Genomic DNA, 14,339 nt, shown 5'->3' on the forward strand with positions numbered 1-14,339 from the left:
AGCCATGGTAAGTTTCCGTGATGTGACATCAGACGTTGTCGCGCCTGATTTTCGGCAGTTGCAACAGACCTATCAGGGTGTCGATGTGGCGGACTCGGTTGTTGCCGTTTATCTCGATAAGACCGGCAAAATTATTCGCCTGTACGGGACCGTGTATGACGACTTGGATGCTGATTTGGCACTGCACAATCAGCATGCAGCCCAATGGGCTGAGGTGTCCGTGCCGTTTGAGCCGCACGACATCGTAGAAAACTATTTGCAGAATTTAGCGGCAGAAGGCGACTGGGCGATTAGCCAATGGGCGCAACAATCGTTAATCAGCATTATTGCCGGCCAGGCGCGACAGGTTTTCCGCCTATCCTTCTATGCAGAGCATCAGGACACAGGTAAATACCTAAGACCTCAGCTGCTGATCGATGCCTTCAGTGGCGAAATTTTAGCCGTGCAGGATAGCCTACATTATGGGTCCCAAGCCGGCAGCGGCCCAGGCGGTAACCTGATGACCGGGCCGCAGCAATACCCCTGGGTCGGTCAGGCCATCGATGCCCTCAGCGCCGGCACCTTTCTGGTCACCCGCAGCGGCACCGATTGCACCCTGGGTATTGCGCCCGAAGACGGCTCCTGGCAGAACAACGTCCAGGTGCTGAACGGCACAGACGCCAGCACCGCCTTTCGGTATCCGTGCCCGGATGAACAGGCTCGACACGAGCAAGATCTCTCGAACCAGACTGGCGCCTACTCACCGCTGAACGATGCCAGTTACAGCGCCCAAGTCGCCTTCAATCTGTACGCCAACTTTGCCATCACCCGAGCCAAGGGGCCGCTCAATGAGATCGGTCGACCTTTAATCGTCAAGGCTCGCTATGGCTATGTCGATAACGCTTTTTGGAATGGCGAGTTTATCGCGCTGGGCGACGGCGCACGCTATTTCTACCCCAAGGTTGCACCCGATACACTCGGCCATGAGCTGGCCCACGCGGTACTGGAACACTACAGCCTGCTGAGCCAGGGGGGCGGCACATCGATGGGCATCGCCGAGTCCTTTGCCGACATCGCTGGCGAAGCAACGGAATACGCCATAGCGCAGCAAAGCTTTCAGCAAAATGATTGGCGATATGCCGCCGCCACCTTCAAGCCCACCTTGGCAGACGCTGCGCGCTATTTTGAGCAACCGTCGCTCGATGGTAAGTCGATCGATACGCCCAAGGATCGGCATTACCAGGTCACTGGCCATCATCTGGCAGGTCCCTTTAATCGCGCGTTTTTCCATCTGGTGACCGACAACGCAGCGCGTGGCTGGACGCCCTTGATCGGCTTTGACCTCTGGCTGACCGCCGCTGCCAACTGTTGGGTGCCAATTATGCAGTACGAGAGTGCGGCCCAATGCATCGTGGACTCGGCGGCTACCTTTCGCGCCCACAACAGCGCATTACCGAGCGACTGGAACGCCGAGGCGATTCGTTACGCGGTGATCCGAGCCTTTGCAAAGGTCGATATTATGACCACCAGCGACACCGAGTTGGTAGCCCTGTTTGACTATAAGCGTGTGTTCGATGGATTGCAGTTGCGCAATACCAGTTCCGTCGGTACAAGCACCAGCCCGGTCTATGACTGGGATCTGGGCGATGATGGCAGCATCGATCAGGTAACCCAGCGGCTAGCGGACACGGTCGATATCCTGCCCGCTGCGGGTGCTGACCGCCTCGTCGTTCGGCTTCGAGCCCAAGCGCCCAGCCAGCAAGATGACTTTCTGAGAGAAATTGATCTAGCATCGGACTACTGCATCCCAAGCGGATCTGGCGATGGAGCCGATTACATTCGCCAAGTTAGCCTCAATGGTATGGCCATGGCGGCGTCGGAGACCGAGCCGGGCGGTTATGCCGACTATACCGCAGAGCCTCCCTTGACGCTGAACCTGGCAGGCGAAAACAGCATTATCCTTACCCCAAACGATGATCTCTATTTCCGCCGTTGGATGGTGTTTGCCGATCTAAACGGCGATCACGACTTCAGCGATCCGGGCGAGACACTACTCGAGACCCGAAGTCAGGGCGCGATTACGGGCGCCATCGATCTGACCGGTGGGAGCCCCGCCAATAAGGGCCAGACCACCCGATTGCGCGTGCTGATGGATTGGGCCAGTGCTTCCCGGCCCTGCGGTCGAGCAAGCATGGGCGAGTATGAGGATTATCGTGTGACGCTGGTGACCCAGCCGGACCCTATGCCCGAGCCAATGGTCGCCTTTAGTTATGGCGTGGTAGCGGATAGCACCGTGGTGCAGTTTGAGAACCGCAGTGAGTCGGTACCGGCAGGGGCAACCTGGTCCTGGCAATATCGGCACCTGGATCAGGCCCGCTATACCGAATTTGCAGCGACCCACGGGGCTCGGTTCGATTTCGGCCAGGCCGGTGACTACAGCGTTCAACTTATATTGACCACGCCATTAGGTTCAGAGTATCCGGTGCAAGAAAGAATCTCCCTTACAGCCGACGGTCCAGCAGACCACGACTACTGCGCTGCAGGCAGCGTCGTTGATGGTCTCTATATCCGAAAAGTAGGTATTCATCATAAGGGTTTGTGGAACATATTGATCAATTCAAGCGCTGTCGGAGCCGAGCAAGGCTACACCCTTTACGGTAGTGAACTGCTCAAGCAAGCCCTACCTCGAGGGGAAACGATATGGATCAGCGTTACCGCTGTAGGTTCCGCGACCAGCAGTAAAAAGATTGGTGCCTGGCTGGACCTAAACCAAAACCATAGATTTGATATTGATGAAAATATCTATCTGACCGGCGGTAATAATCCTGCAACGACTTGGATTGAAGTTGCCCTGCCGGTCGATGCGCCGACCGGTCCGACGCGATTGCGGCTGATTGTCAAATCAGACGCCGTACCAGATGCCTGTGAATTGATAAGCCTCGATCAAGGCTCTGGCGAAGTTGAGGATTACATTGTGATCATCGAGTAAGAGGCAATCCACCCATCTAGGGGCTCAGGCTCATCGCCATGCACTGAGTCATAGATTTATCTGACTAACATGTGAGGAACAAAAATGAACAGGAAACTCATAGCTGTAGCCATAATCACTAGCCTAGCAAGCTTGAGCTTGGTGAGCGCTGACATGAAGAACAGCAGGTCTTCGGCAGTGGTGGTATCGAAGAGCGCTGATAGCCGCGCCGATAAGCCGGAATACCCATCCAGCTCAGGCCAACACGGCTACCTGAACCCGGCCGACAGTGCAGACTTTGCCACTATCATGGAACACCTAGGCTATGCACAGACCACGGCGGAGGCCTCACCGATGTTTTATCGGATGGTTGAACAGGCTCGAGCCGAAGCCCTGATGCAACCTAGCCTCTATGTGTTGCAGGCCGGCCTGGCGCCAGAAGAGGAAGCCATGCACCATTCTGTTTTGATGCCGAAACGCTTCTTCAGTAGCATCACCAATGAGGTTCGGCTGCTTAACAGTGCGACAGTAAATGTAACCGGCAATATTGCCTTCGCCTATACCACGGTGGTGCTCAAAGACCCGGCCGGACGACAGATCGGCGTGCCCGGATCACGGCGCGTTTATGCCGGCGAAGCCAATCGCTCTGTGGCGTTAGGGGATGTTGATTCAGCCTTTATACGCGATAACTACCAACCCAGTGATCAGTTCAGTATAGAATCCTTTGCGATGACACAGGACAACAGCGGCAAGCGCCTGTTCCATAAGATGACCAACAGACTCTATGCGCGAGCACTGATGAATGGCGACGGCCTTAGCAGCTATAATGGATTGCTCAAGATAGAAGCACCTGACCAAACACCAGAACATAAGGCCAGTCAGGCTCCCAATATCAAGGTCTGCCTCAACCGAGATCATGGCGATTGCGATATTCCTCAACTTTACGACGCCCAAACGCCTAATGCGCAACTGAAGATTAAGATACCCCTGAAAGGCGAAATTGAAACCTTTCATGAAATTACTCAAGTCTATGCACCGGGTGAGGGTGATGCCGCCATAACGGGCAATGAAACCGGAGCTTGGATAATGGCGGGTAATGCCGGTGCCAATGGTGAATGGGCGAGCATGCGCAACCCACGTGATGCACGTAGTTTTTTTGACTACATTGAGATTCGTCACTTTGTCGATGTCGAGGGCTTCGTTGGTACTAGGTTGACCTGGGATATACCGATGGAAGATGCGGTCTTCGGTGTAGGTGCGGCAACGGCGGGCACCATGTTCAAACGTTTTGAGAATGTGCAGTGGGAAATACGGATTAAGGTGAAGTCCCAAGACACCATTGACATGGATGGTGATATAGCCACAACGGACGATCGTTTCAGCCCCTTTACCGATGAATATGGTAACCCCGAGACGATTGAAACCGTATTCGTTGCCGAAAATGCTGACCTCGCCAGCAATCACACCGATTGGGTCTTAGCGGAGAAGCTGCCCTATCTCTATTTCGAATACAGTTGTGTTGCTAAGGGCACTCTGATCACCCTGCCAGCCGGTGCGGTCAAACCCATTGAAGAGCTCATCATAGGAGACTTGGTCGCTGGCAAGGGTGGCCTTATGAGAGTTATGGATACCTCTATTGGATATGAAGCCCTGCCCATGATCGAGATCCGAGATGATCAAGGTCATAGGCTGCTATTAACCGAGACACACCCAGTGGTGACCACGAATCGCGGTGTTGTGTGGGCGCAGGAAGTGCAACCCGGCGATCGCTTGTCTACTGACTTAGGTACCACCACCGTGCTGTCGGTTGGCAAGGAGTTGTTCAACGATACGGTTCATAACCTAGAACTTGAGCCAATACTGGGTGAGGATGACGCCCATGAAGTCATGTTTGCCAATGGCATCGCTATCGGTGATCTGGGCTACCAGTCGGCCCTTAGCTTTAAAGATAAGGCGCCTACAACGGTAGAAGGCGTTCTGCTCTCGCTGCCGATAGAGTGGCATGAAGATTACCTAAACTCTTTAAAATAGCCGTTGTGGGTCGGCAGTTGTTTCTGCTGGCCCTAATTCGCCGCCTTTCCTAACATTTAGCGAAGCAGTCAGCCCGCTGTTTGGGCTATCGATGTGTTAACGGTTATTGAAAAATTTTGGCGGCTTCATACAGGAAGCTCCCATGATCAAAATACTAAATAACGTCATTGTTATAACAAGAAACATGATCTATTGCCTCTATCCGATATTGGCTGCAGGTTTTCTCTCGACACCTCTGTGGGCAACTGAAATTCTCGGCATTGAAAATGATAATATTCAGATGGGTACTGCATACCATAGTGACAAACTGGGTTTTTATGGTTTTCAAGCGGTCAACGGCATGATCGACGATAGTTACGGCAATACCGAAAGTGAAATATCTTACTCGGTTGATTTGGGTTACCAGCAGTTACTGAACATGGTCAGTGGCAGTCTCGATGCATCCGTTCAGTTATCTGCTGTCAGTGTAGATGCCGGCGGCCTTTACGCGTCGAACAATGCCGCCGACAAGTACACCGGAACTTACACCATCTATATTAATTTGAAACCGAAAAAGAGGCGGTTGATTCCAAATACCGAGCACGGCTTTGCACCTACTCTTGCCGCAGTGCAGTTAGCCAATGCCTATCCCGGTAGCCGGGGTGAAGAGCTGGGCGATGAGTTTGTAACGGCTATCGAGTATGGTTCTTACCTTATCGTAAATATGAAAGTAGAGTATCGCAATGCCGAGGATAAACGAATAATTGGTGGCTACCTATCGGTAGATGTCAATGGCCTGGTGAGTGTCAGAGGTGATCTGTCGCTAATCGATGAGGAGGTTAAGCGATCGGTGAAAATCTCCATTTCGGCCATGCAGGTTGGTGGTAATCCAATGGAGTTGGCCGATATCATTCCAGAGGGCCTGATGCAGTGTAGCCTAAACAATCCGACACCGTGCTTCAGTCTTTTTTCCGAAACAGTGCGCTATCTAAAGTCGGCCTATATCCATCAATTTCAAACGCTCGATAACTATAATCCGGTCAAGTTGTTTACTGCCCGCTATGATCAATCAGGCCCAAACCTGTCTATTCTCACCCCGCCGACGGGCTATGATGATGTCAGCTATCTAACGAAATTAACGGTTAATCGTCTTAGTAACGATTGGATGACTGCCATGTTGGATAAGCGCAGGGCAGAAAATATAGTTAATTATTATGGCGCATATCTCACCAGCGAAGAAAAAAATGAAATTAATGAGTTGGCCTCACAGGCCCGGTCGAATGCATATCTCTTTGCGGAATCCGTTGAGTACTGCAATAGAAATCCTCTTGGTAACTTTTGTCGACAGCGAAATCAAGATATTCGCCAGGGAGGCTACCTCTATGTTTACGATGCCAGCCTGCTCGATCTCGAATCATTATAAATAGCTAATAAGGAAATGGATTAATGATTAAAAAAATAATTTCATTGATAGTCAGCTGCCTGGTGCTGGTGCTCGGCAACGCAGCCTATGGGTCTGAATACCCAAACTACGGAATTTGGAATGATCAACTAACGCCCACAGAGGCATTAGGTCGTTTTCAGTGGCTTGAAAAATGTTATAACGGTTTGCTCATCGAGACATGGGAGCGAATGTATGGTGCAACGATCCCGCGCAGTCAAGCAGAGAAGATATCCGACCTAAAAAACCATTGGTTGTACACACAAAATGGTTTACGAGCTGATGCCCAGTACCCAACATTTGGTGACTTTAAGCATGAAAACCCAAGTCAGTGGCAGGCTGGTCTGTCATCGCAGCAAGGATGTAAGACTATACCCCAAGGCTACAGCATGATTGGCTTGTTAACCTCTATTGACATCAGAACCTATTGTCCAATCAGTTCAAATGGTTCTCGCAATCTATCGATAAAAAGTGTCCGCTTGGGGGGGTATACCAATTCCAGTGGTGCAACCAATTATTCGAAGTTTTCCGGACATATAATGCCGGTTAATCGGGGTGATACGTTACGCCTAGTCTTAACCGAGGCGCAGTTTCATCCGCGTCTAAAAGGTACATGGCATGCATTTGTCGACTGGAATCGTAACGGTATTTTAAACGATTCGGATGAAATGGTAATCAGTAATATTGTTGCCGAGGCCGATGAGGTTTCGATTAATCTTGTCATTCCGCAGGATGCCGACACCGGCTATACCCGACTGCGGGTGACCGACGATTATGCCGGAGGCAGCGACAATCCGTGTGTAAATATTCGATATGGTGAAGTTGAAGACCATACCTTAAAAATTAATTAGTCGGGGTGACCAAGATGAATAGAAAAATCGGATCCCGTTTTATGCTAATAGGTTTTGCTACAGTCTTCAGTCTGACCGCTGCGGCTGTGAACCAGGATAAGACGCCCTCAGCACTGCAATCCCAATCCCTTGATAACTTTAGTTCGACCATTCCCGGTCTGGTAAATGACCACGTACTCATTGGTACCGCCTATAATAGTTCAACACACGAGTTCCTTAACCATCAGCCGGTAAAGGGCCTTGTGAGTGAGCAATATGGCGGTGTGCAATTTGACTTTCGTTATGATACCGATACCAGCTACGATGAGATACTCAGTGCCCTAAACGGGAGTGTGGATCTATCGGTTAATATCAGTGCTGTGCAGGTAAACGCTGGCGCTCATATTGCGAAGGAGTCTGCGGAGTCGGAGTATGCCAGTTCATACACCTTTACTGCTGGGGCCACCCCTAAGAAGAAGGTGTTTCTGCCCATCGACGCGAACTTGGGGTTTAGCTTGAGCCCTGTGGGTGAAATCATTGCCAATGACTATCAAGGGCGGTTGATGGAGTTAGCCGGTGATGAGTTTGTCACCTCAATCGAGTATGGCGCGCAGCTCTTTGTGAATATGCACGTAGAATATTTAAATAGCCAAGACAAGCGTGAAATCGGTGGCTACCTTGGCGTTGATATAGCCGGTGGGATAGTGAATGTCCAAGGAGAGTTAGATTTTCTCGATGATCAAAGCAAGGAGTCGGTGAAAATAACCGTCAGGGCGATTCAAAAGGGGGGAGAGCCTACCCGTTTACTTACTATTATTCCGAATAATATAGTGACCTGCTCCTTAAGCTACCCACAACCCTGTTTTGATCTGTTCAGTCAAGCGATTCAATATGCGAAAAATGATTTTCGTTATCAATTCAATCAGTTATCTGACTATAACGTGGTTAGCTACAAAACGACTCGCTACGATCGATCTACCGCCGATGTAAAACGCTTAGCCCCAGCGTACCAAACTATTAGCTTCGCAAGGAATCAACTCCTATTCGAACTGACGGATAGGTATAAGAAAGCCTTGATGGACGAGCAGCGTGCCGCCGACATTCTCTCAACCTATTACAGTTGGATTCCAGAAAGCGAGCGTTCAGACGTGGTGCAACTCCGGACGGTTGCTTACAATAACGCCTGGCTATTCTTTGATGCGGCGGAATACTGCCAAACGCATCCCTATGGGAATTTATGTGTTGACTATTGGAATAATATCGACTCGATTTGTAGGTCGACCGGAGAGGGCTGCGTGATTTCCTATGATCGCTCAATGTTGGATATTCCGACCACTGCACGCAAGGTTGAGCAGTGCGAACGGGCTCGGCAACAAGCTACCAATGCTGGGTTTGTTACCGAACCCTTGTCCTTGGCTTATCGGAAACTGCGCTGGGCTCCTGTCTTCATGACGGATCTGTCAGATGGAATCTTCGAGTGGACCCCTTGCGAATTTGCCTTAACCACCTATGAATAGCGCGTAGGATGCTCATCGAACTATTGGCTAACTTTAAACAATAAAAAAGACCATCGCGACTGGTGAGTCTTTTTATATCGGCCTAATGAGAGATACTATGATCATTCAACGATTTACACTCTTATTTATGTTGGCATTTGCATGCCTAAGCCATTCAATGGTGCAGGCCGGTCTTTACTCGGGTGTTAACCTCAATGCAAATCAACTTGGACGGGGTTTTGACAGTCAGCTGTCTGCCCTGCGCAATCATTGTGTAATGGGGGAAATCGTAACTTGGAATAATACCGAGGCCGATATCAGTTATGCCGGCCTGAAGTCCCACGAGCGGTATCTTGAGGAAACCTATGGGCGAGTAAAGGGCGGTGTAAATCTTGTTCTGTTCGCTGGATCGGTTAGTGCATCATTGAGCACAAGGGTCACTGAAAATTCAAGGACCTCTGCGTCAAGCATCAAACTGCTCTACCATGCCACGGATCGGTCGATCGAAAACAGAAAGCTGTCTCCCTATGGTGCCGCAGTATTGACTCAAGATGAGATCGCAATTGATGAGCTCTGTGGGAGTGAATTCATTCACCATCTTAAGTTAGGGTTGGAAATTTCAGTTACCACCAAACTCCATTTTCGTTCTATTGAAGATTATCAAAGATGGGTGACCAAGGTTAAGGTAAGATTTTTATTTTATTCAAAGACAAAAACCAAAACCAAGGAGTGGCTCGAGCTAACGGAAAACGCCGTATACAGTATTGAAATCAATGCCAAAGGGGGGATGACTGATCGACTGCAGGCCATTTTGGATGAAAATACAATCTTCTGCGTCACGAGCAATATAGATGCCTGTATCGATACGACCTCACGGTTGTTTGAGTATCTTTTCAGCGAAATGGGCTATATCGTCGATATTAGGGATGCACCGAAGCAAGTGATTTCGTTTAGTACAACGCCCTATTTGATCTCCGGCCACCTCGAATTGGCGCTGCCGCCTAATGCTGAAGTTAATCAATATCGATTCCAGGATGAGCGCATTAGGACTCGATTGTACGCCAACCAACAAATGAAAGAGGCGCTCTATGCATTTGCTCAGGTTGAGGCCGACGAGGCCATACGAGTTGAGTTATTAGCAAGAGTTTCATTAATCGAAGAGAATATAGAACTGCTTGATCAGGCCGCGGCCCTGTGCCGTACCTCAACAGACTGGTTGATTTGCGAGCGAGCAGTAGATGAGGCCTTATATGGGCAAACTAAAATTGAGTATTGATTGATTGATCTATCGTTAAACAGCCCTCTGGTATCCATGTTGATTCCAGAGGATCCATTGTTAGTGGTTTGACGACTGTAAAAGCGCCGCTATTAGGTCACGCAAAATTTTTGCAGCCTATTAAGTCACCTGATAATAGCGCCGACATCCCAGCAGGGCTAGCAACCAGAGCATTCGCAGCGGATTAAACGAACCACCCTTTCTGCTAGTCGGTTTGGAAATACTAACGTCCCGGCTAAGGCTTTTGCCGCCTGGGAGTAAAGCGTTACTAATCGTCAGGCTGACCCTGAAGCTGCCGGCATCACCATAGGTGTGCTCGACGAGCAGTTCGTTGGCGGTGCTGGAGTTGTCGTCGCCAAAGTCCCAGTCAAAGGTTGAGCCTGCCGGATACTGGCTGGGGTTGCCGTCGACCCGAATGGTTTTGCCAGACAAGGTATAGTCAAATCTGACTACCGTCGGTTCCGGAATAACAACCCACTGCTGCCAGTTACCCAGGCGGTAGCCTTCGCTGCTGAAGACGTCGAGTGCGATCTGGTAGCGGCCGGGCACACTGTACTGGTGCACCGGATTCGATTCGTTCGAACTTTGGCCATCGCCAAATTGCCATTGCCATGTTGCGATCTCGCTGTGCTCGATTGGCAGGGGCGTGAAGGCGATTTCATTGCCCTGTTGTTCCACTGCCACGCTTAGGTTGTATGGTTTTACCAAGTCCACCAGATAGTCTTCGATTTCGCCATAACTGCCAAAATACTGATAATCGGAGCATGGGTCGAGTTGTTCAAGGTCACCGCCGTTGGCGTACAACTGCAGAATACGCATGCGGGTTCGGGTTACCGCTTGGTCCAGTTTATGGGCCGGTAGGCTGATAGTGCCCGCCACGTAGCCCTGGCCATAATGCAGGCCATCCTCGGTGTAGCTGAAATCCCAGTGTGTGGCTAAACGTTCGCTCTTATCCTGAAACCAATAGCCATCACCAAACAACTTATCCTGATTGAGATCCATCCAGAGGTGATAGTGTTCTGCGTATTTGACTCCGTCGGGGTTGAGATAGCCGGCCGTCAGGACAAAGTTATGTTGCTCAGAACTGTACAAGACAATGGGGTTGCCGGGATTGACTAGGCCACCTTCTTGGCCGTTGGTGAAACGTTGGTTATGAATGGAAAATTCCTCAATATACTCTTCGGTCACATTACTAACCGGTAGGCAGTAGTCATCTACTGGGTCTGGGAAAAGGTGTAGGGTTTGTTGCACACTTTGTTCAACCCAGGACCAACCGCTTGCATTGGATTGTCGAAACCCTATGGTCAGCGTTGCCGGGTACTCGCCAGGGCTTAAGAACGTCTTGCTGGTGGTCTGGTTTAAGCCCGTCCCGTCTGAACGTATCCTGCCTTGCTCGGCAAAGTTCCAGGTGACAGACCAGAGTCCAAAACTCTTGTTTTTGGGATCGACGGTAGTATTGGTAAAATTCACCGTTACTGAGCCGTCTGGCCGGAACTCTTTCTGGTAGCTGAATGCAGGCTTGATCTTGGCTAAGCCAGTGGTGCCTACACTTACTTGCTGAATAACCGTTAAACCGCCGGGATAATCGGCGTTGGTTAGGGTCAGGCTGATATCATATTGCCCACTCGCGGCATAAGAATGGACCGCCGATTCTGCGTTGGCCGTGGCGCCATCATCAAAATGCCAGAGCAGTTGTGTGCCGATGGGGTAGCGCAGCATGCTGGCCGAGACGGTAACCGTTAAAGCGCTAATGTCATCAATTACGATAGTCGCTTGGGTATGGTTGCGGACCGGCACCGTCGAATCCCAGCGGGCCACTTCTGCGTCGTCGACGTCATAGGCGGTTAGGGACACGGAGTAGTCTCCACTCCGGGCATAGGGATGGTAAGGGGATGGCTCGCTCGACTGCGTGCCATCGCCAAATTCCCAGTGCCAACGAGTTACCCTGCTATCGTGGGTGTCATTGCGGAATTCTACGGCGTTTTCCTGAACCAGTGTTGTGATAACAAAGTTAAGCTCCGAATCGCTCCAGCGGATGCTGTAGTCCTCAATTTCGGCGGAGTTGTAGGTACCACAGGGCAATTTGTCGGAGTTGAGGCTAGACACGAGTAGACGCACTCGGTAGGTTTTGTTGAGCTCACCGATGTATTGGATCACACCGCTCACCTTGCCGTCTGTGCTGTAATGAGACATAAGCCTTTCAGTGTACTGAAACTCGCCATCGTCGTTTATATCGAGCCACAGTTCATATTTTTTGTCTTTACCCAGTGTATCGGGATGGCCGCCGGATATAATTTCATAGTCCAACTGTTGGCCTTGGTTAAGGTCGATTAGGTTGGCGCTGAAATCGCTGTAGCCTCGACTGTCACTGGTGGTTAATCGGTTGTGCAAGCGCGTAGCCTGTACGAAGTATTTGTCGAAACTGCTACCGAAGGCGGCACAGTAATCGCTGTGGGTGGTGACGATTAGACTGAACCGGTCTTGGCGCGAGCCATTTATTTCCGTCACCGTCAGGCTGACGGTGTGAGGGCCGTCGGTGGAAAATTCGTGGATCGGGTTGAGTTCAGAACTTAGCGCCGAGTCATCGCCAAAGTCCCATTCGTAGCTCCAGTCGCCCGGATTCAACGCAAAACCGTTTAGCCTGGAGGTATTGGTGAATTCGACGCGGTTAAAACGGCTGCTCACGGAAAATTCACTTTCCAGATCGGTCGCCGTGATCAGTGCAATGCCCACCTGCGCAAAGGCTTTACGGATCTGGTTTTGCAGTTCGCTCGTGGTCCAATAACTGCCGTCGGGCTTTAGCACGGTGTCGTTGTCCAGCCGCGTAGCGATTACCCCGGCTTGTTGCATCACACAGTCTGCTGCCTGCACAAAGGTAGTATTGGCAAGCCAGCATTGCTGATTGGCGATTGCAAACAGTGTAAAGGCATATTGGCTATTCCAGGGTGTTTCGGTGGTCGCCAGCCGGTGAAAGGCCTTGTTAAAAATACCGGCATTATAGTGTTCGCCGTTTTGCTCTTGGAAATCATCGAGTTGATCGACTGAACGGCCGTCGCGGGTAGGTGTGTCGAGATAGCGCAGCGCATCACCAAGCTTGTAATTGGCTTGACTGCTCATCCAATCATTAGTGCCGGTCAGGAAAAACTCGGCGGCTTCGCCAGACATGTCGGAAAAAGCTTCGTTTATCGCTCGTGCTTGGCCGGACACCAACAATCGCTCTGGACCCCGACCATAGTTGGCCGTATAGCCGTGGGCAATTTCGTGTGACACCACGTCTAGGCTGGTCATGGGATAAAATATATAATCGCCATCGCCGTAATAGAGTTGCCCATCCTCATAAAACGCATTGTCGTAACGGTTGCCGTAGTGGACATGTTGGATGATTTTACTATCGAGATAGGGTGCTTCGCCCAGGTAGGCCTGATACATACGGCGGGTCACCTGGGCATTAAAGTGCGCGTCATTGAGTGGTGATTTGGCCTCGTTGATGGCCTGGTAGTCGTTACGAGTGGAGTGTGTGCAGTCGAAATTAAAGGGTGCGCTGCCCGGTGCCTTGAGGTTTGCTGAAGTGCGGGTTTCGACATTGAGTGCGTCCATATGGCAGCGGTTATTGTTATCTTTGGTAAGTATAAAGGTGGCCGGTTTGTTGCCGTCCCGACCATCTAGGCTGGAGTCGAAGTCCCGCCGGGGCTCCTTACTATTGCCAGACGGGCCAGCGCCCCCCACTTCAATAAGGTGGAACAAAGTGTCCATCTGGTCGATGACCGCTCCTGTGTCGACATCGATAAACACCAAGGGCCGTTCAGGCTGGCTGTTGGCATTAACTAGATCGGTGAAAAAAGACAGTTTCAGGGCGTTATGGGCTTTTTGGTTGGCGTCGAGGAATATGACCTGACTCGACTCTCGGTTACGGAAGACCCTTTCTGCGTCGGAATAATATTTTTGGATAAAGGCATCGCTTAGGCTTTGTTGTGCGTGAACGGACAGATGCTCGACCGTCGGCAGGTCTTGTTCCAAATGGGTGACTAATTCACCATAGGCCTGCGTCGGGGTACCGTTAGTGTCGAGCACTAGTACCCAGTCATAGTTCCAAATGGGGAGCCCGGAGTAGGACTGCTGGTAAGTGATATAGGCTCCGGTCGCGCCCTGTCGCATATCGACCTGGACCAGGTCGGTCGAGCTAGGGCCGACCAACAGTTTCTGGATACGGTGACCGGCCAACGCTTCGGCGGCCTGTTGCGGTGCCAAGAGCATATTGTGCTCAGACGGATGTCGCCCCATGTTCGTTGTAGAATAAATTTGATTGAAAACCGGAATGGACTCGGCTGCAGGCAACCGA

Annotated in this window: 6 protein-coding genes and 2 pseudogenes; 7 read left to right on the forward strand and 1 reads right to left on the reverse strand. The window is 50.8% G+C overall.

From position 1 onward, the window contains the following. Positions 1 to 4 precede the first annotated feature (4 nt). From REIFOR_RS05585 to REIFOR_RS05610, 7 genes and pseudogenes are all read left to right on the forward strand, one after another. Positions 5 to 2,188 (forward strand): annotated as a pseudogene (locus REIFOR_RS05585) (M4 family metallopeptidase); the annotation flags it as partial. A 549-nt stretch (positions 2,189 to 2,737) separates the two neighbouring features. Beyond that, positions 2,738 to 2,968, forward strand: a pseudogene (locus tag REIFOR_RS17165) (GEVED domain-containing protein); the annotation flags it as partial. Positions 2,969 to 3,121: 153 nt separating this feature from the next. Further along, positions 3,122 to 4,978: a Hint domain-containing protein gene (locus REIFOR_RS05590; protein WP_100256618.1), complete on the forward strand. Its 1,857-nt coding sequence runs from the start codon at positions 3,122 to 3,124 to the stop codon at positions 4,976 to 4,978. Between the two features lie 142 nt (positions 4,979 to 5,120). After that, the gene (locus REIFOR_RS05595; RefSeq protein WP_193437323.1) at positions 5,121 to 6,380 is read left to right on the forward strand and encodes a hypothetical protein; all 1,260 of its coding nucleotides are present in this window, start codon (positions 5,121 to 5,123) and stop codon (positions 6,378 to 6,380) included. A gap of 23 nt (positions 6,381 to 6,403) precedes the next feature. Beyond that, positions 6,404 to 7,249 carry a GEVED domain-containing protein gene (locus REIFOR_RS05600; RefSeq protein WP_100256619.1) on the forward strand — a complete coding sequence of 282 codons (846 nt, stop codon included), beginning with the start codon at positions 6,404 to 6,406 and terminating at the stop codon, positions 7,247 to 7,249. A 14-nt stretch (positions 7,250 to 7,263) separates the two neighbouring features. Next, on the forward strand, positions 7,264 to 8,745 hold the full coding sequence (locus REIFOR_RS05605; RefSeq protein WP_227003772.1) for an internalin: 1,482 nt from the start codon (positions 7,264 to 7,266) through the stop codon (positions 8,743 to 8,745). Between the two features lie 97 nt (positions 8,746 to 8,842). Further along, positions 8,843 to 10,000 carry a hypothetical protein gene (locus REIFOR_RS05610; protein ID WP_100256621.1) on the forward strand — a complete coding sequence of 386 codons (1,158 nt, stop codon included), beginning with the start codon at positions 8,843 to 8,845 and terminating at the stop codon, positions 9,998 to 10,000. Positions 10,001 to 10,120: 120 nt separating this feature from the next. Here REIFOR_RS05610 and REIFOR_RS05615 read toward each other — a convergent pair whose 3' ends face one another. Next, positions 10,121 to 14,254, reverse strand: a complete 4,134-nt coding sequence (locus REIFOR_RS05615; protein ID WP_158524300.1) for a PKD domain-containing protein — start codon at positions 14,252 to 14,254, stop codon at positions 10,121 to 10,123. Positions 14,255 to 14,339 lie beyond the last annotated feature (85 nt).

Source organism: Reinekea forsetii (genome assembly GCF_002795845.1).
Classification (GTDB): Bacteria; Pseudomonadota; Gammaproteobacteria; order Pseudomonadales; family Natronospirillaceae; genus Reinekea; species Reinekea forsetii.